This is a genomic window from Sphingobium sp. FG58, assembly GCF_057809055.1.
Map to the genome: position 1 here is coordinate 125,637 of NZ_JBMDJF010000004.1, position 22,710 is coordinate 148,346.

At 64.1% G+C, this 22,710-nt stretch carries 23 protein-coding genes; 12 read left to right on the forward strand and 11 right to left on the reverse strand.

Features of this window, described 5'->3' with window-relative positions; translation table 11 throughout:
- Nucleotides 1-127 precede the first annotated feature (127 nt).
- From ACODR8_RS07160 to ACODR8_RS07170, 3 genes are read left to right on the forward strand one after another with little or no spacing between them, the layout of a single operon-like run.
- Nucleotides 128-1,351, forward strand: coding sequence for an MFS transporter (locus tag ACODR8_RS07160; protein ID WP_489006592.1), 1,224 nt, complete (start codon nucleotides 128-130; stop codon nucleotides 1,349-1,351).
- Nucleotides 1,344-2,057 carry an SDR family NAD(P)-dependent oxidoreductase gene (locus tag ACODR8_RS07165; RefSeq protein ID WP_489006593.1) on the forward strand — a complete coding sequence of 238 codons (714 nt, stop codon included), beginning with the start codon at nucleotides 1,344-1,346 and terminating at the stop codon, nucleotides 2,055-2,057. Before ACODR8_RS07160 ends, ACODR8_RS07165 begins: the two co-directional genes overlap by 8 nt.
- 18 nt (nucleotides 2,058-2,075) lie before the next feature.
- A complete protein-coding gene (locus ACODR8_RS07170; RefSeq protein ID WP_489006594.1) occupies nucleotides 2,076-2,375 on the forward strand; it encodes a putative quinol monooxygenase in 300 nt (99 codons plus the stop codon).
- 21 nt (nucleotides 2,376-2,396) lie between these two features.
- Here the strand turns inward: ACODR8_RS07170 and ACODR8_RS07175 are convergent, their stop codons facing one another.
- A complete protein-coding gene (locus ACODR8_RS07175) occupies nucleotides 2,397-3,521 on the reverse strand; it encodes an FAD-dependent monooxygenase (protein WP_489006595.1) in 1,125 nt (374 codons plus the stop codon).
- 239 nt (nucleotides 3,522-3,760) lie between these two features.
- Between ACODR8_RS07175 and ACODR8_RS07180 the strand changes: the two genes are divergently transcribed.
- From ACODR8_RS07180 to ACODR8_RS07190, 3 genes are read left to right on the forward strand one after another with little or no spacing between them, the layout of a single operon-like run.
- Entirely contained in the window at nucleotides 3,761-6,202 is a 2,442-nt protein-coding gene (locus ACODR8_RS07180) for a TonB-dependent receptor (protein WP_489006596.1), read from the forward strand.
- Between the two features lie 18 nt (nucleotides 6,203-6,220).
- Complete coding sequence (locus ACODR8_RS07185) at nucleotides 6,221-7,150, forward strand: NAD-dependent epimerase/dehydratase family protein (RefSeq protein ID WP_489006597.1); 930 nt, start codon at nucleotides 6,221-6,223, stop codon at nucleotides 7,148-7,150.
- A 13-nt stretch (nucleotides 7,151-7,163) separates the two neighbouring features.
- On the forward strand, nucleotides 7,164-8,192 hold the full coding sequence (locus ACODR8_RS07190; RefSeq protein ID WP_489006598.1) for a LysR family transcriptional regulator: 1,029 nt from the start codon (nucleotides 7,164-7,166) through the stop codon (nucleotides 8,190-8,192).
- Here ACODR8_RS07190 and ACODR8_RS07195 read toward each other — a convergent pair.
- Nucleotides 8,189-8,851 carry a winged helix-turn-helix transcriptional regulator gene (locus ACODR8_RS07195; protein WP_489006599.1) on the reverse strand — a complete coding sequence of 221 codons (663 nt, stop codon included), beginning with the start codon at nucleotides 8,849-8,851 and terminating at the stop codon, nucleotides 8,189-8,191. The two genes, ACODR8_RS07190 and ACODR8_RS07195, sit on opposite strands and share 4 nt — an antisense overlap.
- Nucleotides 8,852-8,884: 33 nt before the next feature.
- Between ACODR8_RS07195 and ACODR8_RS07200 the strand changes: the two genes are divergently transcribed.
- The 3 genes from ACODR8_RS07200 (at nucleotide 8,885) to ACODR8_RS07210 (ending at nucleotide 12,032) form a co-directional block, all read left to right on the forward strand.
- Nucleotides 8,885-10,474 (forward strand): phytoene desaturase family protein, encoded by a 1,590-nt coding sequence (locus tag ACODR8_RS07200; RefSeq protein WP_489006600.1) that lies wholly within the window; start codon nucleotides 8,885-8,887, stop codon nucleotides 10,472-10,474.
- Nucleotides 10,471-10,701, forward strand: a complete 231-nt coding sequence (locus tag ACODR8_RS07205; RefSeq protein WP_489006601.1) for a hypothetical protein — start codon at nucleotides 10,471-10,473, stop codon at nucleotides 10,699-10,701. The genes ACODR8_RS07200 and ACODR8_RS07205 overlap by 4 nt, the downstream gene beginning before the upstream one ends.
- A gap of 260 nt (nucleotides 10,702-10,961) precedes the next feature.
- On the forward strand, nucleotides 10,962-12,032 hold the full coding sequence (locus tag ACODR8_RS07210) for a VOC family protein (RefSeq protein ID WP_489006602.1): 1,071 nt from the start codon (nucleotides 10,962-10,964) through the stop codon (nucleotides 12,030-12,032).
- A gap of 347 nt (nucleotides 12,033-12,379) precedes the next feature.
- Here ACODR8_RS07210 and ACODR8_RS07215 read toward each other — a convergent pair whose 3' ends face one another.
- Genes ACODR8_RS07215 through ACODR8_RS07225 form a run of 3 tightly spaced genes read right to left on the reverse strand, consistent with a single transcriptional unit; the run spans nucleotide 12,380 to nucleotide 15,002 of the window.
- On the reverse strand, nucleotides 12,380-12,787 hold the full coding sequence (locus tag ACODR8_RS07215; RefSeq protein ID WP_489006603.1) for a VOC family protein: 408 nt from the start codon (nucleotides 12,785-12,787) through the stop codon (nucleotides 12,380-12,382).
- Nucleotides 12,787-13,806 carry a Rieske 2Fe-2S domain-containing protein gene (locus ACODR8_RS07220; protein ID WP_489006604.1) on the reverse strand — a complete coding sequence of 340 codons (1,020 nt, stop codon included), beginning with the start codon at nucleotides 13,804-13,806 and terminating at the stop codon, nucleotides 12,787-12,789. The genes ACODR8_RS07215 and ACODR8_RS07220 overlap by 1 nt, the downstream gene beginning before the upstream one ends.
- Nucleotides 13,806-15,002: an alpha/beta hydrolase gene (locus ACODR8_RS07225; protein ID WP_489006605.1), complete on the reverse strand. Its 1,197-nt coding sequence runs from the start codon at nucleotides 15,000-15,002 to the stop codon at nucleotides 13,806-13,808. The genes ACODR8_RS07220 and ACODR8_RS07225 overlap by 1 nt, the downstream gene beginning before the upstream one ends.
- Nucleotides 15,003-15,137: 135 nt before the next feature.
- Here ACODR8_RS07225 and ACODR8_RS07230 point away from each other — a divergent pair, with 135 nt between their 5' ends.
- The 3 genes from ACODR8_RS07230 to ACODR8_RS07240 are packed head-to-tail and all read left to right on the forward strand — an operon-like array spanning nucleotide 15,138 to nucleotide 17,361.
- Nucleotides 15,138-16,097 carry a fumarylacetoacetate hydrolase family protein gene (locus ACODR8_RS07230; protein ID WP_489006606.1) on the forward strand — a complete coding sequence of 320 codons (960 nt, stop codon included), beginning with the start codon at nucleotides 15,138-15,140 and terminating at the stop codon, nucleotides 16,095-16,097.
- Nucleotides 16,094-16,609 carry a cupin domain-containing protein gene (locus ACODR8_RS07235; RefSeq protein WP_489006607.1) on the forward strand — a complete coding sequence of 172 codons (516 nt, stop codon included), beginning with the start codon at nucleotides 16,094-16,096 and terminating at the stop codon, nucleotides 16,607-16,609. Before ACODR8_RS07230 ends, ACODR8_RS07235 begins: the two co-directional genes overlap by 4 nt.
- On the forward strand, nucleotides 16,606-17,361 hold the full coding sequence (locus tag ACODR8_RS07240; RefSeq protein WP_489006608.1) for an SDR family NAD(P)-dependent oxidoreductase: 756 nt from the start codon (nucleotides 16,606-16,608) through the stop codon (nucleotides 17,359-17,361). Before ACODR8_RS07235 ends, ACODR8_RS07240 begins: the two co-directional genes overlap by 4 nt.
- Here the strand turns inward: ACODR8_RS07240 and ACODR8_RS07245 are convergent.
- The 6 genes from ACODR8_RS07245 to cobU all read right to left on the reverse strand — a co-directional run bounded on the left by ACODR8_RS07245 (nucleotide 17,358) and on the right by cobU (nucleotide 22,694).
- Nucleotides 17,358-18,143: an SDR family oxidoreductase gene (locus tag ACODR8_RS07245; protein WP_489006609.1), complete on the reverse strand. Its 786-nt coding sequence runs from the start codon at nucleotides 18,141-18,143 to the stop codon at nucleotides 17,358-17,360. The genes ACODR8_RS07240 and ACODR8_RS07245 overlap by 4 nt on opposite strands.
- A 22-nt stretch (nucleotides 18,144-18,165) precedes the next feature.
- Complete coding sequence (locus ACODR8_RS07250) at nucleotides 18,166-18,972, reverse strand: NAD(P)-dependent oxidoreductase (RefSeq protein ID WP_489006610.1); 807 nt, start codon at nucleotides 18,970-18,972, stop codon at nucleotides 18,166-18,168.
- A 19-nt stretch (nucleotides 18,973-18,991) separates the two neighbouring features.
- Nucleotides 18,992-19,750 carry an SDR family NAD(P)-dependent oxidoreductase gene (locus tag ACODR8_RS07255; protein ID WP_489006611.1) on the reverse strand — a complete coding sequence of 253 codons (759 nt, stop codon included), beginning with the start codon at nucleotides 19,748-19,750 and terminating at the stop codon, nucleotides 18,992-18,994.
- Nucleotides 19,747-20,547, reverse strand: a complete 801-nt coding sequence (locus ACODR8_RS07260; RefSeq protein WP_489006612.1) for a carboxymuconolactone decarboxylase family protein — start codon at nucleotides 20,545-20,547, stop codon at nucleotides 19,747-19,749. Before ACODR8_RS07260 ends, ACODR8_RS07255 begins: the two co-directional genes overlap by 4 nt.
- Nucleotides 20,544-22,028: an aldehyde dehydrogenase family protein gene (locus ACODR8_RS07265; protein ID WP_489006613.1), complete on the reverse strand. Its 1,485-nt coding sequence runs from the start codon at nucleotides 22,026-22,028 to the stop codon at nucleotides 20,544-20,546. The genes ACODR8_RS07260 and ACODR8_RS07265 overlap by 4 nt, the downstream gene beginning before the upstream one ends.
- Nucleotides 22,029-22,175: 147 nt before the next feature.
- Entirely contained in the window at nucleotides 22,176-22,694 is a 519-nt protein-coding gene (gene cobU, locus ACODR8_RS07270) for a bifunctional adenosylcobinamide kinase/adenosylcobinamide-phosphate guanylyltransferase (protein WP_489006775.1), read from the reverse strand.
- Nucleotides 22,695-22,710: the final 16 nt, after the last annotated feature.

Here is a 22,710-nt window from a genome sequence, read left to right on the forward strand (position 1 = left end):
ACTTTGCTCTGGAACACGCAGCCTTTTTATACCCGCGCCATCGGGTCGATAGGTGGATTTCATATTTTGCGTTTGATCCCGCCTGCCGCTGCGTCTCTGCTGCTCGGCAACGATCAAGGGAGTGGATATGAAGGGCAAGCCTGAGCCGATGTGTCGCGCGCCCGGCGTGCTGACGGGCGTGGCGTTGTTGCTGCCCATCACCCTGTCCACCATGGCGATCGTGCTGCTTGCGCCGATCCTGCCGCAGCTGATGCAGGCGTTCGGTCATGTGCCGGGCGCGGCCTATTGGGTGCCGATGATCCTGACGATCCCGGCGCTGTGCGTCGCCTTCTTCTCGCCGATCGCGGGACTGCTGGGCGATCGGCTCGGCCATCGCCGCCTGCTGCTGGGATCGCTGCTGGTCTATGCGGTGGTCGGCGTCGCGCCGCTGTTCCTGCAAAGCTTGCCCGCCATCCTGCTGTCGCGGGTCGGAGTGGGCCTCTCCGAAGCGCTGATCATGGTCCTGTCCACCGCGATGATTGCCGATCATTTCAGCGGCGCGGCGCGGGACCGCTGGCTGGCGGCGCAGACCGCCTTTGCCTCGCTGTCGGCCTTGCTCTTCTTCAACATTGGCGGGCAGTTGGGCGCGCTCGGCTGGCGGACGCCCTTCTGGGTCTATGGATCGGCGCTGCTGATGTTCCTGCTGGTCCTGATCTTCACCCGGCAACCGGCTGAGAGCGCTAGGCCGTCAGAGACCGACGCCGCGCCGTCAGCCCCGATCGCCTTCCCCTGGTCCAACATGCTCATCATCCTGGCGATCACCGTCTACGGCTCCATCTTCTTCTATACGGTGCAGATTCAGGCGTCGTCGGGACTGGTGCAATTGCAGCTGACCGATCCCGCGCGGATCGGCTTCCTGACCTCGATCGCCAGCATCGGCGTGCCGCTCGGCACCTTCCTCTATTCGCGGATCGGGCGCTGGCCGGTGCGGATGCTCCTCCTGCTGGAATTTGCCATTCTTGCCATCGGCTTCTGCATCATGGGCTATGCCCGCACCCCTTCCATCTTCCTGATCGGCTGCTTCCTCAACCAGATCGGCGCGGGACTTTTGCTCCCAACCCTGCTGGTCTGGGCGATGAGCCTGCTGCGTTTCGAGATACGCGGGCGCGGCGTTGGCCTGTGGCAGAGCGCCTTTGCCTTCGGCCAATTCTTAAGCCCCCTGGTCGTGACCCTGCTGTCCGGGCTGGCAGGCGGCCTGCTGCCCGCTTTCGTCCTGCTCTCGCTCGGCGCGCTAATCGGCGTCGGCATGGCGCTGCTGCTGCCATTCGGGCGAGGCGGCCAGCCTGTCGCGGGGGTAGTGGCACATGGCTGATCGCCTCACCGGCAAGGTCGCTATAGTTACTGGCGCGGCCAACGGCATAGGGCAGGGGTGCGCGGCACTGTTCGCGGCAGAGGGCGCAACCGTCATCGGCGTGGATCGCGCCGGGGCGGACGAAGCCTGCGACCTGCTCGACGAAAGCGCCACCACCGCCCTGTTCGACCGGATCGGCGCGCAGCATGGCCAGATCGACATCATCGTCAACGCCGCCGCCTTCGCCCATTTCGCCTGGATTGAGGCGATGACCTATGATGCGTGGAAGGCGACGCTGGCAGGCGAACTCGATATCGTGTTTCTCGCCACCCGCGCCGCCTGGCCCTGGCTAAAGATCAGCGGGCGCGCCGCCATCATCAACTTCGCCTCGGCCAATGCCCGCCACGCGCTCCCCGGATCGCCCGCGCTGGCCCATTGCGCGGGCAAGGGCGGGGTGCTGGCGATGACGCGCCAGCTGGCGATGGAGGGCGCGCCGCACAATATCCGCGCCAACAGTATCGCCCCCGGCTTGATCCGCACCGCCGCGACACAGCGCCATCTCGCCGCCGACCCGGCGTTCGAGGCGCAGGTACTGGCCAAGAATATGATCCAGCGTCTGGGCGAACCGGCCGATATCGCCTATTGCGCCCTCTGGCTCGCCTCCGACGAAGCGCGCTACGTCACCGGCGCCGACATTGCCGTCGATGCCGGTGCAACCGCCTGGTAATACCAAAGGAGCCTGAACATGATTTCCGAACTGGCGCGGATCGAAATCGACCCGAAGGACGCCACGGCGTTCGAGGCTGCCGTCGCCTCTGCCGCCCCGCATTTCCGCGTGGCACCCGGCTGCCACAGTTTCCGGTTGGACCGCTCGGTCGATCATCCGGGCCATTATCTGCTGGTCGTGGGCTGGGCGAGCGTCGAAGCGCATATGGTCGACTTCCGCGCCTCGCCCGAATTCCAGGCCTGGCGCGCACTGGCTGGCCCTTTCTTCAAAGCACCGCCGCAGGTCGACCATGTCGAAACGGCGGTTGGGGGATTTTAGGGCAAGGGCTACCCCCCCCGGTCAATAGTCCCCCGCCAGCCGGTGCAGTCCCGCCCCCAGCGCGCCGCCGACCGCTTCGGCGGATTCCCCGGCCAGCTGCATCCTGCCCACCGCGATGCTGGTCTCCACGACATGGCGGCACCGGTCGAAGCGGCGCGCCTGATAGGCGGCGAGACCCGTGGACATCGCCTCCGCCCGGTCCAGCTCCTCGGCCAGCACCAGCGCGCTTTCTACCGCCATGCCCGCGCCCGATGCCATATGCGGCGTCGTCGCATGGACCGCGTCGCCGAGCAGTACGATATGCCCGTTAAACCATGGCCCCGGTTGCAGCGCCGCGGCGAGCGGGCGATAATTGACCCAGTCGTCGCGCGTCATATTGTCCCGCATCCAGCCGACATTGCCGCCGAAATCGGCCAGATTGGCGCGCAGCTCCTCGAACAGCTCCTCGTCCGTGAAATGGCGTTCGCGCGATACATGCGGGGTCAGCATCCATAGATAGACCATGTCGGCGGCACAGCGGTTGATCCCCGCCGGATAACGATGCCCCAGATAAATCTCGCCGCTTTCCAGCGTCGGCGGCCGCTTCATCGACACGCGCCAGCATCCCTGGCCGGTCGGCTGCGCTTCGGCCATATGCGGGAAAGCCATGCGCCGGACGCCGGAATAGATGCTGTCGGCCCCCACGACCAGGTCGAACCGGTCCTGCGCGCCATCGGTGAAGGTCACATCGACGCCATCGTCGCGATTGACCAGCGCACTGACCGACAGCCCCATCCGCGTCTCGATCCCCAGCGCCTTGATCCGCGCCTGCATGATCCGGTGCAATTTGGGCCGCATGATCCCGCCGGTGGCTGGCAGCCCTTCCTCCAGCGCAGGTTCGTCCAGCTGGCCAAGCCGCAGCCCGTCATAGCGAAAGATGGTCGATCCCACGGCAATCGCGCCCTGTTCCTTGATCGCGTCGAGCAGGCCAAGGCGGCGATAGGCGCGCAGCGTCGGCCCGGTAATCGTGATGCCTGCGCCATAGACCCGCCATTGCGGGTCGATATCGATCAGCAGAACCTGCCCGCCCAGTTCGGCAAAGCGGATCGCCGACGCCATGCCGCCAATGCCGCCGCCGACGATCAGGATGCGTTTGCCCGAAATCATGATGCAGGTCTCTCCCAGGGGATATTTTCCTTCCCTTCCTGCTATCGGCGGCCCGCCGGGTGGCCAAATGCTTTGCCTCAATAGATGCTATCGGGGGCTTGGATAGGAGGGGCCGCGCCCTGGGGTCGTTTCGCCACCGTCCTTGCGCGCAGATAGGTGCCATGGACAATATCAATGTGACATTTCCCCCTGTGGATGACCAGAATTGACCAAAATCAAAACCGTCCAGGGAGAGTCTTATGCGTTGCACCTTGTTTGCCACCACCGCCTTTATTGGATTGATGGCGGCCATGCCGGGCCAGTCCATCGCCCAAAGCGCGGAACAGGCCTCCTCCGGTCTCGACGAAATCGTCGTCACTGCCCAGCGCAAGGCGGAAAGCGCGCAAAAGGCCGCGATCGCGCTCGACGCGGTCACCGGCAGCGACCTTATCCAGCAGGGCATCAACCGCGCCGAAGACATTACCAAGACGGTCCCCGCCATCAGCATCACCAATGGCGGCGGGTCGAACACGTCGATCTTCCTGCGCGGCGTTGGCAACGTCACCACCAGCAGCTATAATGATCCGGCGGTCACGCCCAGCTATGACGGCGTCGTATTGGCGCGTGCGGCGGGCGCGTTCGGCACGGCCTTTTACGATCTCGCCCGTGTCGAGGTGCTTAAGGGTCCGCAGGGCATCCTTTACGGTCGCAATGCCACCGGCGGCGCGGTCAACATCATCCCCGCCCGCCCCGAACTGGGCAGGAATGGCGGCGGCTTCAACCTGTCCTTCGGCAATTATGACGCGGTCAATGTCGATGGCTATGTGAACCTGGCGACCAGCGACAATAGCGCATTGCGCGTCGCGGCAACGCGGCAGGTGCGCGATGGTCTCAACCGCGACGGCAGCGACGATCTCGACCGCAGCGGCCTGCGCGCGCAATTTCTGATCGAACCGAGCGACACCGTCAATCTACGCCTTGCCGCCGACTGGACGAAGGTTGGCGGCGTGGGGCCGGGCAACAGCTATATCGGCGCGTTCACGCCGGGGCCGGCTGGCTATACCTTCACCGCAAGTCCCTTCGACGAATCCGAAGGTTTGGGTACGGCGGCGGCCAACGCCTATCGCCGGACTTTGCTGGGTGCGCCGGGCTTTGGCTTCCTCAATGCGACGAACCAGCAGCAGTCGGTCGATTTCACTTACTGGGGCGTCAATGCGGAACTGAACTGGAAAACCGATATCGGCACCTTCACGCTGATCCCGGCCTATCGCAAGTCGAAGGGCGACAGCTTCTTCTATGGGCCGGCCTTCAACACGGCCTATACCAGGGAAACCGACACCCAGTTCAGTCTGGAAGCACGGCTGGCCGGCACGGTCGGCATGGTCGATTATGTGCTGGGCGGCTTTTATTTCGACGAGACGATCAAGGCGAACAACGAATATAATCAGGAATTCGTCCTGCCGATCCAGTCCTACACCCACAAGACCAAGAGCTGGGCTGCCTTCGGGCAGTTGACCGCCAATGTCACCGATCGCTTCCGCCTGGTCGGCGGCGCGCGCTACACTCGTGACAAGAAGGCGATGGACGGCATCATCAACAATTTCATCACGTTCTGCGGTGGCCTGCCACCGGCCAACATCACCCCGCCTGCCTCCTTCGCCAATGGTTGCGCCGCGCCCAGCGCGCTGCCGCGCTATCCCAATTTCCTGACCACCGGCGACACGGTCAACTGGCTGGCGACCAATGGCTGGATCGCGCCGGGCAGCACCGATCAGGCGAACCCGCAGCTATTTCCGCTGCTCAATGGCCGCGGCACGATTCTGAAAACCTACAACCCCGTGGTCGACAGCGGCACCTATTCGCGGGTGACGTGGAAGGCATCAGCGGAGTTTGATCTGGGTCCGCAAAATCTGCTCTATGCCACGGTCGAAACCGGTTATCGCGCCGGTGGCTTTCAGCTGGCCGAGGGCAAGTCGCACTATGACCCGGAATTCATCACCGCCTATACGATCGGGTCGAAGAACCGCTTTTTCGACAATCGGGTGCAGCTGAATGTCGAGGGTTTCTACTGGAAATATAAGGACCAGCAGATCACCTATTTCACCGTCGACACCAGCGGCACACTGATCAACTCCAACGAAAATGCGGGCAAGGCGACGATCAAGGGCTTTGATGTCGACGCGACTGTCAGGGCGACGCCGACCACGACGCTGAACGCCAAGGTGCAATATCTCAAAGCCACCTATGATGATCTGCACCTCTTCACCGCCGCGCCGCGCGACAATATCGCCTGCCCCTTCACCTTCACCGGCGGGACAGCCGGTGGCGCGCCGGTCAAGGATTTCAACTGTTCGGGCAATCCTTTGCTCTTCTCGCCGAAATGGACGGTCAATCTGGGTGCGGAACAGGTGGTGCCGCTTGGCGACAAGCTGGAACTTGTCGGCAATGTCGCCACCGCCTGGCGCGCCAGCCAGTGGGGCGCGTTTGAATATCTCGATTTCGAACGGATCCCGGCCTACTGGCAGACCGACCTGTCCCTGACGCTGCGCGCGGCGGACAGCGGCTGGTCGATCGGTGGCTTCATCAACAATCTGGAAAATGAACGCCGCATCTCCTCGCCCCAGCGTTCGCCGATCGGCATGGCTGTCGCCCGCTTCACCGCGCCGCGCACTTATGGCCTGCGTTTGTCGGCGGATTTCTGAGCGGACAGGTATTGATTGATGACTATCATAGTGACGGGCGCGGGCGGTTTTGTCGGGCGGCAACTGGTGCAACGGCTGCTGGCGGCGGGCCATGATGTTGTCGGCATGGACAGCATGGCGGGCGGCATCCCCCCCGGCGCGCGCGCGATCGCGGGCGACATCGCGTCGCCCGTCGTTCGTGCCGACGCCCTGCGCGACGGATGTAGCGCGATCGTCCATCTCGCGACCGTTCCGGGCGGCGCGGCGGAGGCCGATCCTGCCGCCTCCCGCCGGATCAATATCGACGCGATGTACGACCTGCTGGACGAAGCCAAGGTAGCGGGCAACCGCCCCCGCATCGTCTATGCCAGCTCGATCGCGGTGTTTGGCGACCCGCTCCCCACGTCTGGCGTGAACGACCAGACCCCGCTCGCCCCGCGCATGGTCTATGGCGGGCACAAGGCGATGATGGAGATTGCGGTCGCCATGATGCACCATCGTGGCGAGATAGAGGGGATCAGCGTCCGCCTGCCCGGCATCCTCGCCCGGCCCAAGGGACCGTCGGGCATGAAATCCGCCTTCATGAGCGACCTGTTCCACGCCCTGCGCGCCAATGAACCGTTCGTCTGCCCGGTGTCGCAGGGCGCGACCATCTGGGCGCAGTCGGTCGCGCGTTGCGCCGACAATCTGCTCTACGCACTGACGATGGACGCCGCGCTGATGCCCGCCACCCGCGTCGTGACCCTGCCCGCCCAGCGCATCACCATGGGCGCTCTCGCCACCGAAATCGCACGCCAGTGCGGCGTCTCGACCGATCTTGTGAGCTATCGCCCGGACGCCGCGCTGGAGGCCGCGTTCGGCGCCAATCCCCCGCTCGCCACCCCTGCCGCTGACCGCGCGGGCTTTGCCCATGACGGCGATCCTGCTACACTGGTCGCCAATGCATTGTCGGTGATAGCGGCAGGCTGAGCGGGAGACGGACATGCGCTTCGACAGGCTGGACCTTAATCTGCTGGTCGCGCTCGACGCGCTGCTCAGCGAACGCAGCGTCAGCCTGGCGGCGGACCGCATCTGCCTGTCGCAATCGGCGACATCCTCCGCGCTGGGGCGGCTGCGCGACTATTTCGCCGACGAACTGCTGGTGCAGAAGGGGCGGCAGATGGTGCTGACCGCCCGCGCCGAGGGGCTGGTCGAGCCGGTGCGCGCGGTGCTGGAGCAAATCCGCTCGACCATCGCGGTCCCGCCGCCCTTCGATCCGGCAACCTGTGATCGCACCATCCGCGTAATGGCGTCGGACTATATCACCGAAGTGCTGCTCACCACCGCGCTCACCGACCTGCAACAGACCGCCCCGCATATGCGGCTTGAAGTGCAGCCGATGAACGAAGGGCTGCTGGAATCGCTCGAACGCGGCTTTATCGACCTGCTCATCACCATCGATTATGCGATCTCGGCCGACCATCCCAGCCAGATCCTGTTCGAGGATGATTATGTCGTCGTCGGCTGGAACGGCAATCCCGCCATGGCCGGGCCGATGACCAAGGAGCTTTATTTCGATCTCGGCCATGTCACCGCGCGCTTTGGTCGCGGGCGTGTATCGGCGTTTGAGGACTGGTTCGTGCGCCGCCAGAAACGCCCCCGCCGGGTCGAGATCGTCGCGCCCAGCTTCATGTCGTTGCCCGGCCTGGTGCTGGGTTCCAACCGGATCGCAACCATGCACCGGCGGCTGGCGAACAGGATCGCTGAATATCTGCCGCTCACCCTGCGCGAAGTGCCGCTGGAAATCCCGCCCATTCGGGAGGCGATCCAGTGGCATATCAGCAGCAATAATGATCCCGCGATCCGTTGGGTGGTGGAACGGATCGTCGCAGGCGCACAGGCACCGGTGGAAACGGCCAATGGCGCGCGCGTCGTATCGCTTGACCAGGTGCGCCAGAAGGACGCCACGCACGAAGCGCTGTCAGTCCAGTTTCAGAACGACGCCGCTGCCGCGGGACGCAACGGGAATTAATCCTCCGCCGCGTCGAACGCGCCGCGCGCCGCCTCGATCCGCGCGCCGCTGCCCTGCACCCAGGCCAGCAAGCGCCGCGCTTCCCCTACCAGTTCGCCACCCAGGTCCGTCAACGCATAACCCACTTTGGGCGGCACATCGGCGCTGACCGACCGCGCGACCAGCCCGTTGCGCTCCAGCAGCCGCAGCTTGAGCGTCAGCACCCGCTGCGAAATCCCGCCCTCCGCGCTCAGCCGGATCAATAGCCGCCGCAGTTCGGCATGGCGAAACGGCGCGATCCCCAGCAGCAGCAGGATCAGCATCGACCAGCGATCGCCCAGCAGCCCGAATATGGTGCGAACGGGCGCGTCACGCGCCGCCCCATGCTGCGCCATCTCGTCCGCCAGCGCGATCAGCCTGGCCCGGCAACCGGCATCGAAATCGTCAAAATCCTGCATCGGCCCCACAAAATCGAAGGCACAAAAAAGTGCCGTCTTTTCCCCTCTGCCGCCCACCTTATGGTGCGGGACGACAAGAGCAAGAGAGGAGAGGACGATGCAGGCCGACGCGATCCGACTGGACGGGAAGGTAGCGATCATCACCGGCGGCGCGGGTGGGATCGGCGCGGCCACCGCGCAACTGATGGCGGCGCGCGGCTGCGCGTCGCACGTCCCCGGCATCGCCCGATTCCGCGCCTTCTTGGGAGAGCATCCATGAGCAACTACGACATCGTCGTCATGGGCGCGGGCCATAATGGCCTGACCGCCGCCGCCTATATGGCGAAGGCTGGCAAGAAGGTTCTGGTCCTCGAACGCAAGCCCCATTTCGGCGGCGGCGTCTCCACCCGCGAACTCATCACGCCGGGCTATTGGCATGACGAACATAGCAATGTTCACATCATGATTCAGGGCAACCCGATGATCCGCGAAGATGAGTTGGGTCTGATCGGCAAATTCGGCCTCGACTATATCTATCCCGAACTGCCCCATGTCAGCATCTGGGACGATGGCACCGTCATGCGCAGCTGGAAGGATCTCGACCGCACCTGTCAGGAAATCGCGCAATACAGCCCGCGCGATGCCGACGCCTATCGTAAGTTTGTAGAGATCAGCCAGGGCGTGCTGCCGATGTTCATGGGCGGCCTTTACGCGCCGCCCTTCCCGATGGGCGCGTTCGTCGCGATGATGGACCAGTCGGACGAGGGCCGCTTCCTGCTAGACGTCATGCAACGCTCGGCGCTCGATGTGGTGAACCAATATTTCGAAAGCGACCGGCTGAAAATCCATATCGTCCGGCTCGTCACCGAAAATCTCCAGATGCCCGACGAACTGGGGACCGGCATGGGCGCGCTGCTGATGCCGGGCATCATCCACACTTATGGCGTGTCGATGCCAAAGGGCGGCTCAGGCGAACTCAGCAAGGCGCTGGTCCGCGCGATCGCGCATATGGGCGGCGACGTGCGCTGCAATGCGGAGGTGAAGCGGGTCATCGTCTCGTCGGGCAAGGCGACAGGCCTTGAACTGATCGACGGCGAAACGATCATGGCGAAGGATGGCGTCATCGGCGCGATCCATCCCCATGTGCTGCGTCGCTTCGTGTCGGAAACCCCCGAACCGGTGCTGCAACGCGCCGAGCGGGTCACGCCCTCCACATTCTCGATCAATCTGCTGCACATGGCGCTCAAGGAAAAGGCGAAACTGCGCTGGGCCGAAGGGGAGGGCGGGGTGATGACCGAACTGCTCCAGACCCACACCATGCGCGACATGCTGCTCGACTATGACCATCTGCGCCGGGGCGTGGTGCCACCGCGCCGCCTGATCGCGGGCGGCGACAATAGCAGCAACGACCCCAGCCGCGCGCCAGCGGGCGGCGGTATCTTCTATGGTGTGACCTTCGCGCCCTACGACCTGCATGATGGCGGCCCGGCGGCCTGGGACCGGGTGAAGGAGCAGGTCGCGCAGGAAAGCCTGGCGCAATATCGCCTGTTCTACTCCAATCTGGACGATGATAATATCATCGGATCGCTGGTCCGTTCACCGCTGGACCATGAACGCGACAGCCCGGCCAGCTTCGTCAAGGGCGACATTCATGGCTGCGCGCCCTTCATGTACCAGACGGTCGGCCACCGCCCCACGCCAGACCTTGGCCATTTCCGCGTGCCGGGGATTGAAAGCCTCTATCTCGTCGGTCCCTTCATGCATCCGGGCGGTGGCGTGTTCGGCGCAGGCCGCGCCACCGCGATCCAGATGATGGACGATATGGGCATCGATTATGACAAGGTCTGCGCAGGAGCCGTGCAATGACGAACCAGAATCAGCCGGTCATGAAAATCCTCGACGCACAGGACAAGGAGCTGATGACCGTCCGCAAGATCGAGCGCGACGGCAACGCGCTGATCATCCGCGGCAAGATTTTCGGCGCGATGCCCATGGTCGCCAAACTCACCCCGGCAGAGGCCCGCGCGGCGCTCAAACTGCTGGACGGACGCACGATCCTGTTCCTGCTGACGATGCTGTTCCGGCGGGGTTAGGGCACCCCCAAAAAATCCTCCCCTGCAAGGGGAGGGGGACCGCTCGCGAAGCGAGTGGTGGAGGGGTGTCACCCTCTCGACAGCATGACACCCCTCCGTCTGGCTGCGCCAGCCACCTCCCCTTACAGGGGAGGATTTATTGGCGTTTGAAGGCATGGCATCCCCCACCTATCCGCCCCGCCGATACCAGCCTCCCATGAAATGCGTTTCCGCGCCGTCCCTACTGCCGCCATGATGACGCCCAGGATGAGGAGTCATGCATGAGCATTTTGGGCGTCGAGAGCGCAATATTCGGGGTCGCGGACTTGGGCGAACATACCCGTTTCTGGACCGATTTCGGCCTGCCGCTGGAACAGGCGGATGAGCATGAAACCATCTTCCGCCTAGCCTCCGGTTCGCGCGTCATCCTCTACCGTCATGGCGACGCGCGCTTGCCCTCGCCCGATCCCTTCCCCGGCGATGGCCTCAAGGAAACTGTCTGGGGCGTGGAAAGCCCCGACGCGCTGGATCGGATCGCCACCAGCCTCGCCACCGAAGTTGCGGTGCGTCGCGACGATGATGGCACCGTCCATTGCACCTGCCCCGACGGTCAGCCCATCGCCCTGCGGGTCTGGGCCAAGCGCCCGGTGGTCAGCGAAGCCAGCCCGGTCAACACACCGGGGAATTATCCGCGCTTCAATCAGCATCGTATCTGGCGGCGCAAAGCCATTCCCAAGACGATCAACCATGTCGTCTTTTTCTCGCCCGACTATGTCGGCAGCTTTGAATTTTACGAGCGCCACATGGGCTTCCGCTATGTCGATCATAGCAAGGGGACCGGCATCTTTTCCCGCGCGCCCGGCACGTTCGAACATCATGCGATCTTCTGGGTCAATTGCGACCTGCCGATTGCGCCCGACCATTTCAAATTCATGCACATCGCCTTTGGCTGCGACGATATTGATGAAGTGATGCTGGGCGCGAACATCATGGACGCAAGGGGCTGGAAGAACCAGTCCATGAACAGCAGCGGCGGCATTTCACGCCACCGCATTTCGTCGGCCATCTATTATTATTGCGACATGCCGGGCAAGGCGGGGGAGGCGGAATATCACGCCGACACCGATTATCTCGACGACAATTGGGTGCCGCGCGCCTGGGATTTCCGCTTCGGCTCTCTGCTCTGGTCGAACAATGCGCCGCCCATCTTCCGCGGCGATAATATCCCCTGGGACATGGCCTTCGACGCCGATCGCGCCAGCTTTGAACCCTATCGCAGGACCAGCCCCGGCAAGCGTCCGGTAGAGGGCAAGCTGGCTGACATTACCGAGGCAGACGAACACGCGATCTGACGACAATCCTTCTCCCCTTAGGGGAGAAGGATACGCAGCCTTATCCGCGCAGCGGGTTAGGCGAAGTTGGAAGAGGGGGATCGACGCTTGTTCCTGTAGCAAGCCCATCCTCCATCCTGTCCTACACGCCCCGATTCTGCTAGGCTCGGCAATGGCTCCTTCCCATCGTCCGCTCACCATTCCCGACAGCGCATCGTACCGCTGTCGCCGTCCCATCACGCCAGAATTCACCCTGGTCGATATGGGCGAAGTCAGCGAAGTTTCGCGACACAAAATGTCTCGATGACGTACGATAATGTCGCATTTACCGGGAAATATGCGAAGTTAAGCGCCCGAAATCCTATTTTTCAGGCGGCCTCTTCCTCGACAAATTCGATCAGATTGCCCGCAATATCGCGCAGGAAACATCCCTTGCCGAACGCCTCGCGCACGACAAAGGCGATGTCGGCACCCTTGCCTTCCATCTCGACCAGAAACGCCTCCAGATCATCGACCCGAAAGGCGACATGCTTGTTGCCATGCGTCTTGATGTCCGACGGCGGATGCCGCCGCTCGTCGGGCAGCGGGGCCGCCCCCTCCACCTCGAACAGTTCGAACCGCAACGCGCCCTTGCGCACCATCGCCGCATGGGATCGCGCCGCCTCGATATAGAAGCGTTTTTCCACCGCAAATCCCAGCACCCGACCATACCAGTCGATCGCCTCATCCAGGCTGGGGACGCTCACCCCGCCATGGTGGAAGGTGAAATCCGCCATCAGTGGCCCTCCCGCGCGATCATCGCCTCGATCAGGCGGCGCGCCCGTGTCCCGCCCTGGTCTATCCCCAGCGACAGCGGCTTTTCCGCCCAGAATCCGCCGCTGCCGACATTGGCATAGGCCGCCTCGATCATCGGCTTGTCCTCCTGATCGAACGCTTCGCCAAACAGCGTCAGCAGCGCTGCATCCACCTCCGCTGACTCCAGCGCATCATAGCGGGTGGAGGACCAGAAATAATGGGTCTGATGATCATTGGCCGGAGTGAGGATATGGGCCTGCGGCACCTCAAAACCCGTCTCCCGCGCCGCGCCATGGGGGCAGACGCCGACCATCAGCCGCATGGAGGCCGGCGCATTCCAGCGCATCTCCAGCCAATGATCGACCAGCGCGTCGTCCGGCACATGCCCCCGCGCGACAGAGGGCGGGGCGATGCCCGGCATCCACCAGTCCGAATGGAGCGTCGCGCCGTCCAGCCTTATCTTATGCTGCCCGGCAAAGATCACCCCCTGGCCCGCAAACGTTCCCTTATGGACGAACTCGATATGGCTGAGGTCCATCAGATTGTCGGTGCCATATTCATAATGGGCCTGCATCAGCGTATAGCCGCGCACCGTCCGGCTGGCGGGCGTATCAGGCACGAAGGCAAAGTCGGGGATCAGGCTCTCATCCGCTTCGTCCCGCGCGCCGCCCCATAGCCAGAGGATGCCGTCCCGTTCGACCACGCAAAACGCTGGCACCTTCGCCCCAGCGGGCATGCGGTCGGCAAAGGGGTTGTGGACGCACCGGCCATCGGGCGCGAATGCCAGCCCATGATAGCCGCACACCACAAGGTCGCCATCACGCGACCCCATCGACAGCGGCGCGAACCGGTGGGGGCAGCGATCCAGCAAGGCCGCAACACCCTCGCTTGTGCGAAAGAAGTGGAGCCGCTGCCTCCTGATCTCACGGGTAAAACCGCGCTCGCCCAGATCGTCCGCCCAACCCGCCATATACCAGCATTGCGCGGGATAATCCGCCATCACCCCATCTCCGCAAAGGTCTGCGCGCACCAGTCGGCGATATAGTCGCGCATCCCGGTGCCATTGTCAGCGCCGCAATGCTCGACCTCGAAATCGGCCTTGGTGAACATCCGCAAAGTTCGCTTGGGGCTGTTGATCGCCTGATCATAACTCAGCTGCGCATTGAAAGCCGGGATCTGCCGGTCATTTTCGCCATGGGTGATCAGGAACGGCACCCTGATCTTTTCGACCTGCCCGTCCAGCGAGATCTGGTCGGCATAGGCCAGGAAATCGGCCTGATTGTCGATGCCGAACACCCACATCACATGGTCCCAATAATGCGGCACCGGGTTCTCGCCTTCATTGGCGACCCGCTCGCGCTGGCGCTGGCCCCAGACATGGTTCGCCCCCATCACCGCGCACAGTGCATAGCGCGGATCATTGGCGGCGATGCGCGGCGCGTGATAGCCGCCGAAGGACAGGCCGAAAATCCCGATCCTGTCGTGAAGAACGTCAGACCGGGTCAGCAGATAATCGAAGGCGGGCGACCCCCAGCGCTCGGCATCGAACACCGCCGTCAGCCCGCGCTTGCGCAGCGCCTCGCCAGTGCCGGGCTGGTCCAGGAACAGCGTATTGATCCCCCGCTCCAGATTGGCCGCACCATGGCCCGCCATATTGACCTGCTCCTTCATGGAATCCAGCCCGTTGACGGATACCAAAGTCGGGCGCGGCGTGCCGGACCCATCATGGACGAAGATCGCGGTATAGGCGCTGCCTTCATAGGGTATCTCGACAAAATCGACATGCAGCCCGCGCAGCTTCACGCCCTTGGCATAGAGGTCCAGCCCCCGGTCATAAGCGGCCCAGCGTGGCGCATAATCGCGGCTCTGCATCCGTTCCGCCGCCAGATAATAGCCCGACGCGCGCAGATATTTGGTCCCGGCCGACAGGGTAAAGCCCGCCGCCTCATCCGCCGCCGCATTGGCCGCGACCTGATCGGCCACCTTGATCCAGCTGTCGAACATCAGCGCGCTGCCAGCATCCGCGCCAGCCTTGGCCGCTTCCATGATCGGCCGGTTCGCCTCGTCAATCTCGCCATGATTGCCGCCGCACACCAGCGCCAGATTGGTGGCGAGATTCCAGACATAATTTCCGGGGAATGGCTCGAACATGCAAATCCTCTCGACTGTCGCGCCCCGCGCGCGGGGCAGCTTCATCCATCCCGCCACAGACCCCGCCTGATGGCGCCGATCAAATTGAAACGGTGGAAGCCCACTATCCATGCTTTGGCTTTGACCCCGATGCGCCCCTGTCCCATCGCCAGTATCGACACATAGAGAGAAGGAGAGACGATGCGGCTCGCAACGCGCAGGGACGGCAGCAGGGACGGACGGCTGATCCTGCTATCACCCGATGGCAATCATTATGCCGATGCTCCGGTCGTCACGCTCCAGCAGGCGGTCGAGCAATGGGACGCCGCACAGCCCGCGCTGGCCGTGATCAGCGACTTTCCACACGCGATCGACCCCGCCATCCTCGGCGCACCCCTGCCGCGCGCCTGGCAGTGGCTCGATGGCTCCGCCTATGAAAGCCACGGCGCGCTGATGGACAAGGTGCTGGGCATCGTCCCCGAAAAAACCGGGCGGCCACTCATGTATCAGGGCGTGTCCGATCATTTTTACGGCCCGACCGATGATGTCCCCATGACCGATGAGGCGCTGGGCATCGATTTTGAGGGCGAGTATGGCGTCATCGTGGACGCGGTGCCGATGGGCGTAACGCCCCACCAGGCGATGGCGCATATCCGCCTGATCGTCCAGATCAACGACTGGTCGCTGCGGGCGCTGGCTGGCCCCGAAATGAAAACCGGCTTCGGCTGGGTGCAGGCCAAGCCGCCCTGCACCATGGCGCCCTTCGCCGTGACGCCGGACGAACTGGGCGACCAGTGGCGCGATGGCCGGGTCTGCCTGGACCTGCTGGTCGATTGGAACGGGCAGCGCTTTGGTGCGGCCAATGGCGAGCCGATGGGCTTTGGCTTCCATGAACTGGTCGCCCATGCCGCCCGCACCCGGCCGCTGGTGGCGGGCACGGTGATCGGGTCCGGCACCGTGTCCAACGCCAATTTCCGCGAGGTCGGCTCTTCCTGCATCGCGGAGCGGCGCGGGATCGAGATTGTCGATGAAGGCGCAGCGCGCACCGAATTCATGCGCTTTGGCGATCGCGTCCGTATGGAAGGCCGTCTGGCCGATGGCCGCGCACCGTTCGGTATCATCGACCAGCAGGTCGTCGCCTATTCAGGAGCCATATCATGACTGAAATCAGCGATTCCGGCCTTCCCCCGGTCCAGCGGGTGGTCACCGGCCATGATGCCGATGGCCGGGCCGTCTTCAAATCGGAAGATGTGACGCCGACGAAGATGATCCCGTCGGGCGACGCATCCTTCCTCCTGCTCTGGACCACGGAAACGGTCCCGGCGGATAACAATGACGAAACCGACGGTCGCCTCCGCGACGCTGGCCTGACCCTCAGCCGCGGATCAGTGATCCGTATCGTCGATATGCTGCCGGGCAAACAATCGCCGATGCACCGCACCAACAGCATCGACTATGGCATCGTCATGTCGGGCGAGATCGAGCTGGAACTGGACGATGGCCGGGTGACGACGGTGCGGGAGGGCGGCATCATCGTCCAGCGCGGCACCAACCATCTGTGGCGCAATGTCACCGACAAGCCATGCCGCATCGCCTTCATCCTGATCGAGGCGCCCGCCTATCTCCATAATGGCCAGCCGTTGCCTGAGGATAAGCCAGAGGACAAGCATTGAGCCTGTTCGACCTCACCGGCAAAGTCGCGCTGGTCACCGGATCGACGCGGGGGATCGGCCTGGCCATCGCCCGCGCGCTTCAGTCGCAGGGCGCGCAAGTGGTGATGTCCAGCGAGGACGCCGATGATTGCGCGCGGGTCGGCCGCGATCTTGGCACATTGGCGATTCCGGCTGACGTTGCCGACGATACCCAACTTGCCGCGCTGGTCGATGGGACGATCGCGCATCATGGCGGTCTCGACATACTCGTCTGCAATGCGGGCATCACCGGGAAGCCGGGACCGTTCGCCACGATCGACATGGCCGACTATACCCGTGTCATGGCGATCAACCTGCGCAGTCAGGTGGTGCTTTGCAATCTGGCGCTGCCGCACATCGCGCAGCGGGGCGGGGGATCGGCCATCCTGATCGCCAGCCTGTCCGGCCTGCGCGGCAACGGCGCGATCAACGCCTATGCGCTGGCCAAGGCGGGCGTGGCGCAACTGGCGCGCAACCTGGCCGTAGAATGGGGACCGCGCGCCGTGCGCGTCAACGCCCTGTCGCCCGGCCTCATCAGCACCGAATTATCCGCGCCGCTGCTCGCCAATAAAGCCTTCATGGCGCGGCGGATGCAGATGACCCCGCTGCGCCGCCCCGGCGAGATGGCGGAAGTGGCGGGCGCGGCCGTCTTTCTGGCGTCACCCGCCGGGGGCTTTGTCACCGGCCATAATCTGGTGGTCGATGGGGGTACGCTGATCACCGACGGCAGTTAGGGGCGCAACACCCAGCCGCCATCGACATGCAGCGTCTGCCCTGTGATCCAGGCACCGGCCTGCGAACAGAGCAATAGCAACGCGCCGACCAGTTCGTCCGGTGCGCCACTGGCGCGGGTACAAACGCTCATCGCCAGATATTGCGCGAAGGGGGAGCCTTCAGGCACCAGCTTCGCGCCCGCTTCGCTGGTGACATTGCCCGGCGCGATCGCGTTGGCGGTGATGCCGTCCCGTCCCAACTGCTTGGCCATGGTGGTGGTAAGGCCGGTCAGCGCCAGCTTGCTGACGCCATAGATGGACACGGCGGGGAAGGCGCCGCCCGACACCTGGTTGATGATCCGGCCACCGCCGCGCGCCCGCATGGACGGGATGACCGCCTGCGCACAACGCAGCGCGCCGGTCACGTTGACAGCCATGATCTTGTCCCATTGATCGAACGGCACGTCGGCGACGTTCAGCTGCCCCAGTTCCAGCATCAGCGCGGCATTGTTGACCAATATATCGACACCGCCAAAGGCGTCCTGCGCGGCCGCCGCCATGGCTGCAACCTGATCGTCCTGGGTGATATCGACCCCGACGGCGATGGCCCGGCCACCCGCCGCAATGATTTCGTCAGCGACAGTCTGTGCGCCTGCCAGATTGATGTCGGCGACAACGACGGCGGCACCCGCGGCGGCGAGGCCTGTCGCATAGGCGCGACCGATGCTGTTACCGCGCCCGCCCGCGCCGGTGACGATGGCGACTTTGCCGTCCAGACGGAACTGGTCGATGGAAAAGGACATAAAGGCTCCTGCGAATAAAGGGTCAGGCGGCGGCGCTGAGCGCGACCAGATCGAGATAGGGGCGGGCGGTGTCGCGCAGCACGGCAAAGGATGGCGCGTCGCCCATCACCTCGCCGAGCAGCCCGACATCCTTGGCGAGCAATTTGGCGCCATGAGCGAAGGCACCAACGCTCGGCTGGCGGGCATAGACGTCAAAGCCGAAGCTACGTCCGCTGCTGACCTTCACCAGCTCGGCCAGTGCCGCGCGATCGACGCCGATTGCGTCTGCCGCCGCCAGCGCATTGTGGGCCAGCGCCATATGGGCAGCCATCAGCGCATTGTTGATGAGCTTGGCATTCTGTCCGGCACCGACATCGCCCAGATGGACGATCGTGCCGGCAAAGGCGCGCAACAGGGGGGTGACCTTCGCCACGACATCGGCATCGCCGCCCAGCATCACGGTGAGCGTTCCGGCTGCCGCGCCGCCGCCACCGCCGCTGACGGGTGCATCGACCAGGCTGATGCCGCGCGCAGCGGCCTGATCGGCAAGGCGGGTGCAGGTGCGGGGATGGATGGTCGAATGGATGATGATGACGCCGCCGGACGCCATGGCCGGGATCAGATCGGCACAGATCGCCTCTACCCCGGCATCATCCACCACGCAGACCGCAACGATGGCGCACGCCGCGCCCAGCGCGGTCACGCTGTCGGCAAAGGTTGCACCGCTATCGCGATAGGGGGCCAGGCTTTCGGGGCGACGCGCCCATAGCATCACCGGATGGCCCGCCTCGATCAGGCGCTGCGCCATCGGGCCGCCCTGACTGCCTAAACCAATGAAACCGATCGTCATTCCGCTATCCTCCCCCGTTTCACCCTGCGGTGATGCCACGGTCGATGTTGATGCAGGCGCCGTGAAAGCCCTGCGCCGCGGGTGAGGCGAGCCAGGCGATCGTCTGGGCGACCTCGTCCACCTCAACCAGGCCGCGTAGACCGGAAAAACGGGCGATCAGCGACGGGTCGATATTGTCCGGCATGGTCAATCCGGTGACGATGCCGGTCATCATGCCGCCCGGCGCGACCGCGTTGATGCGGATCGGCTGGTGCATATATTCCATTGCCAGCGCCTTGGTCATATGGGTCAGCCCCGCCTTGCTGGCGCAATAGGCGGCAAGATAGGCTTCGCCGACAAAGGCGGCCGATGACGTCACGTTGACGATCGCGCCATCCTGTTCCAGCAGGTGCGGGATAGCCGCCTGGCACAGGTAGAAGGGGGCATGAAGGTTGACCGCCATCGTCAGCATATAGTCGCGCGCGGCCATGTCCGGCGTGTGCGCGAACTTGATGACACCCGCGACATTGCACAGCGCATCGAGCCGACCGAAGGCGCTCAGCGTCGCCGCGACGGCTGCGGCGCAATTGTCGGGCTGCGACAGGTCGGCGCTATGGATGTGGGCCACCCCGCCGTTCGCCGCGATCTCTCCGGCGGTGTCGGCCAGCCCCTGCGCATTGACGTCGACGATACAGACGCTGGCACCGGCGCGGGCCAGTGCGATGGCTGTTGCCCGGCCGAGGCCGGAAGCTGCACCGGTGACGAGCGCCACCTTGTCCACCATGGATGCAGGGGTCATGCGTCTGTCTCCTTTGCGCCAAAGGCCAGCCCCTTGGCGACTTGCGTACCCTGTTCAATCACCGCGCCCTGCGCGACCGATGCCTTGGGCCAGCCAGCATGGATCGCATATTGCAGGACGAATTCGAACATCTCGCTTTGGGTTGTATTGCCGCTCTTCATGGCGGCGTAGATATGGGTGTGGATCGGCGTGTAGGCGGCTGAGTCACAAACCCCGACCAGCGTGATCCAGCGGCGCGCGCGCTGGTCCAGGCCGGGGCGGTTCCATATTTCGCCAAAGACATAGCCATTGATCCCGGCCTCGAAATAGGCGGTTTTCGCAGGCGGACCGCCAAAGGTCATGACGTCGATGAAGGCTGCCATGCCGTCCGCCATCCGCGCATCATGCTGCCATGGTTCGGCCCGGATTGGCGGCACGTCGGCGGGGGGCAGGCCCAGTGCGTCGGCAGCGGTGCTGACCGCTTCATCAAACAATGCGCCCGCGCTCCAGCCGCAATAGATGGCGGCATGGGTTGCGGCTTCGCGCAGTTCGGCCAGTGTCAGATCGCCATTTTTGAGCGCCCCGCGCGCATAGGCCGTGGCCATGGCGCGATGGCCGGTATTGGCGGCGCTCGCCAGCGCGATCAGGTAGCGTGAGCGGCGGTCGAGGGCGTCGCGCGACCAGACTTCGGCAAAGACGAAATCGCGCCACGACTGGTCGTAGAGCGTCGCCGCTTCCGGCGCTTGCAGATCGAGTATCTCGCCCTGCAAGGCCAGGCCGCGCGCCGTGCGCTGCTGCGGATCGAGCAGCGTCATCATGCCACCGCCGGGGGTGTCAGATTGACATAGACATTCTTGATCCGCAGAAATTCATGCAGACCCGCTTCTCCGCCCAGACGGCCATAGCCGCTCTGCTTCATCCCGCCGAACGGGACGCAGGGGGTCATGGCTTCGCCCGACGCATTGACCTGAATCTGCCCGGCGTCGAGCTGGCTTGCGACATGATGGGCGCGGCGCAGATTTTGCGTGTGAATATAGCCACCCAGCCCGAATTCGCTGTCATTGGCGATCGCGATCGCTTCCTCCTCGCTGTCGAAGGGGGTGACCGTCAGAACCGGGCCGAATATCTCTTCGCGGGCGACAGGATGGTTCGGGTTGATATCGGCCAATATCGTCAGTGGCAGGAAATAGCCGTCGGCATGATCACCCTCCAGCCGCGCCCCCCCCGCAACGACACGCGCGCCGTCGGCTTTGGCCGCGTCCACGATCCCCGTGATGCGATGCAGGGCGGGCTGGGAGATGACCGGACCAAGCGCCACCGTCTTGTCGAACGGGTCGCCGACGGGGACATGCGCCGCCATCGCGCCGAGCATCTGAAGATATTGTTCGTAGATCGGCCGCTGGACCAGCAGGCGCGTGCCATTGACGCAACCCTGGCCGTTGGCGCTGACGCCCCCGGACAGGCCACGCCGGGCCGCTTCCTGAAGATCAGCATCGGCAAAGACGATCACCGCCGACTTGCCGCCCAGTTCAAGCCCGCAGGGCTTGAGCGTTTCAGCCGCGTTGCGCAGCACCGTCTTGGCCGTCGCGCCGCTGCCCACGAACTGGATCTTGTCGATGCCGGGATGCGCGACCATCGCCGCACCGACATCCGCGCCACCAGCGACGACGTTGATGACCCCGGCGGGGAAGCCCGCCTCCAGCAGCAATTCGCCCAGCCGCATGACGGCCCATGGGGCAAGTTCGGGAGCCTTGAGGACGATGCAATTGCCCGCTGCCAGCGCCGGGGCCAGTACCATCGTCGCGGCGAAGAGCGGCCCATTCCACGGCACGATCGCGCCGACCACGCCATAGGGCTCATAGGCGACATAATCATGGGCTGGGCTGCCCCAGGTCGGCACGGTCTGCCCCTGAATCTTGTCGGCCCAGCCGCCAAAATAGCGGAATTTCTGTGCCGCATCCATCGCGACGAAGGGCGCGGCGCGGATGATCGAGCCATTTTCGATGACGCTGAGCGTGGCCAGTTCCATCATCGCCTGTTCGAACAGGGCCGCCGCCTTGAACATCAGGTCGCGGCGCTTGTCCCCTGCCAGCGCGCGCCAGCCCGGCAGCGCAGCCCTGGCCGCCTTTACCGCCGCATCGACATCATCGGCATTGCCCAGTTGCAGGCTGCGCGTGACCTGGCCGGTGGCGGGATAGATATGGTCGTGGATTGCGCCGCCACCCGCTTCCGCCCTGCGGTCGCCGATCAGGATGGGGTGGCGCGGCAGCAGATCGAGCGCGGGTTGGGTAAAAGCCATTCATCCCTCCTGTTGCGCCATGCGTCGGATTTGGCGTCTCTGGAGCGAAAGATAGCATAATATGCGCGTATTAATAGAGGTGTTATACCCGATATCGGCATATCGCTGCTGCGGTACGTGGAAAATACGCCTATAAATAGATCGACATTATTTCAGTGTGACCGGCAGGCCTGCAGCGACAAAAATGACATGATCGACAATGGCGGCGACGGCTTGGTTGATGTCGCCGGCCATATCGCGGAAGCGCCGGGCCATGGCGTTGTCGGGAACGATGCCGAGGCCCACTTCATTGGACACGAAGATCAACGGTCCAGCGGCTTGCGTGATCGCGGTGCGCAGCGTCTCGATTGCATCGCGAAGATCGCGATCGGCAAATAGCAGGTTCGATGCCCATAATGTCAGGCAGTCGATCAGCAGCACCCGGTCGGCCCGGCTTTCCGTCTGGATCGCTGCGGCCAGATCCAGCGGGGCTTCGACCGTGCGCCACCGGGGGCCACGATCTTCCTGATGCCGGGCGATGCGCAGGGCCATTTCATCATCCAGGGCCTGCGCGGTGGCGATATAGACCAGATCGCCGGGCCAATTTTCCGCCTGGGCCTGAGCAAAGCGGCTCTTGCCCGACCGCGCACCGCCAAGGACCAGCAACGATTTTTCACCCAAAGTCACAGTCACCGTCCATTTT

What these genes read in the sequence shown, in the direction of transcription:
- ACODR8_RS07160 (WP_489006592.1), top strand. Translation starts at nt 128, where the DNA reads ATGAAGGGCAAGCCTGAGCCGATGTGTCGCGCGCCCGGCGTGCTGACG.
- ACODR8_RS07165 (WP_489006593.1), top strand. Translation starts at nt 1,344, where the DNA reads ATGGCTGATCGCCTCACCGGCAAGGTCGCTATAGTTACTGGCGCGGCC.
- ACODR8_RS07170 (WP_489006594.1), top strand. Translation starts at nt 2,076, where the DNA reads ATGATTTCCGAACTGGCGCGGATCGAAATCGACCCGAAGGACGCCACG.
- ACODR8_RS07175 (WP_489006595.1), bottom strand. Translation starts at nt 3,521, where the DNA reads ATGATTTCGGGCAAACGCATCCTGATCGTCGGCGGCGGCATTGGCGGC.
- ACODR8_RS07180 (WP_489006596.1), top strand. Translation starts at nt 3,761, where the DNA reads ATGCGTTGCACCTTGTTTGCCACCACCGCCTTTATTGGATTGATGGCG.
- ACODR8_RS07185 (WP_489006597.1), top strand. Translation starts at nt 6,221, where the DNA reads ATGACTATCATAGTGACGGGCGCGGGCGGTTTTGTCGGGCGGCAACTG.
- ACODR8_RS07190 (WP_489006598.1), top strand. Translation starts at nt 7,164, where the DNA reads ATGCGCTTCGACAGGCTGGACCTTAATCTGCTGGTCGCGCTCGACGCG.
- ACODR8_RS07195 (WP_489006599.1), bottom strand. Translation starts at nt 8,851, where the DNA reads ATGCCGGGGACGTGCGACGCGCAGCCGCGCGCCGCCATCAGTTGCGCG.
- ACODR8_RS07200 (WP_489006600.1), top strand. Translation starts at nt 8,885, where the DNA reads ATGAGCAACTACGACATCGTCGTCATGGGCGCGGGCCATAATGGCCTG.
- ACODR8_RS07205 (WP_489006601.1), top strand. Translation starts at nt 10,471, where the DNA reads ATGACGAACCAGAATCAGCCGGTCATGAAAATCCTCGACGCACAGGAC.
- ACODR8_RS07210 (WP_489006602.1), top strand. Translation starts at nt 10,962, where the DNA reads ATGAGCATTTTGGGCGTCGAGAGCGCAATATTCGGGGTCGCGGACTTG.
- ACODR8_RS07215 (WP_489006603.1), bottom strand. Translation starts at nt 12,787, where the DNA reads ATGGCGGATTTCACCTTCCACCATGGCGGGGTGAGCGTCCCCAGCCTG.
- ACODR8_RS07220 (WP_489006604.1), bottom strand. Translation starts at nt 13,806, where the DNA reads ATGGCGGATTATCCCGCGCAATGCTGGTATATGGCGGGTTGGGCGGAC.
- ACODR8_RS07225 (WP_489006605.1), bottom strand. Translation starts at nt 15,002, where the DNA reads ATGAAGCTGCCCCGCGCGCGGGGCGCGACAGTCGAGAGGATTTGCATG.
- ACODR8_RS07230 (WP_489006606.1), top strand. Translation starts at nt 15,138, where the DNA reads ATGCGGCTCGCAACGCGCAGGGACGGCAGCAGGGACGGACGGCTGATC.
- ACODR8_RS07235 (WP_489006607.1), top strand. Translation starts at nt 16,094, where the DNA reads ATGACTGAAATCAGCGATTCCGGCCTTCCCCCGGTCCAGCGGGTGGTC.
- ACODR8_RS07245 (WP_489006609.1), bottom strand. Translation starts at nt 18,143, where the DNA reads ATGTCCTTTTCCATCGACCAGTTCCGTCTGGACGGCAAAGTCGCCATC.
- ACODR8_RS07250 (WP_489006610.1), bottom strand. Translation starts at nt 18,972, where the DNA reads ATGACGATCGGTTTCATTGGTTTAGGCAGTCAGGGCGGCCCGATGGCG.
- ACODR8_RS07255 (WP_489006611.1), bottom strand. Translation starts at nt 19,750, where the DNA reads ATGACCCCTGCATCCATGGTGGACAAGGTGGCGCTCGTCACCGGTGCA.
- ACODR8_RS07260 (WP_489006612.1), bottom strand. Translation starts at nt 20,547, where the DNA reads ATGATGACGCTGCTCGATCCGCAGCAGCGCACGGCGCGCGGCCTGGCC.
- ACODR8_RS07265 (WP_489006613.1), bottom strand. Translation starts at nt 22,028, where the DNA reads ATGGCTTTTACCCAACCCGCGCTCGATCTGCTGCCGCGCCACCCCATC.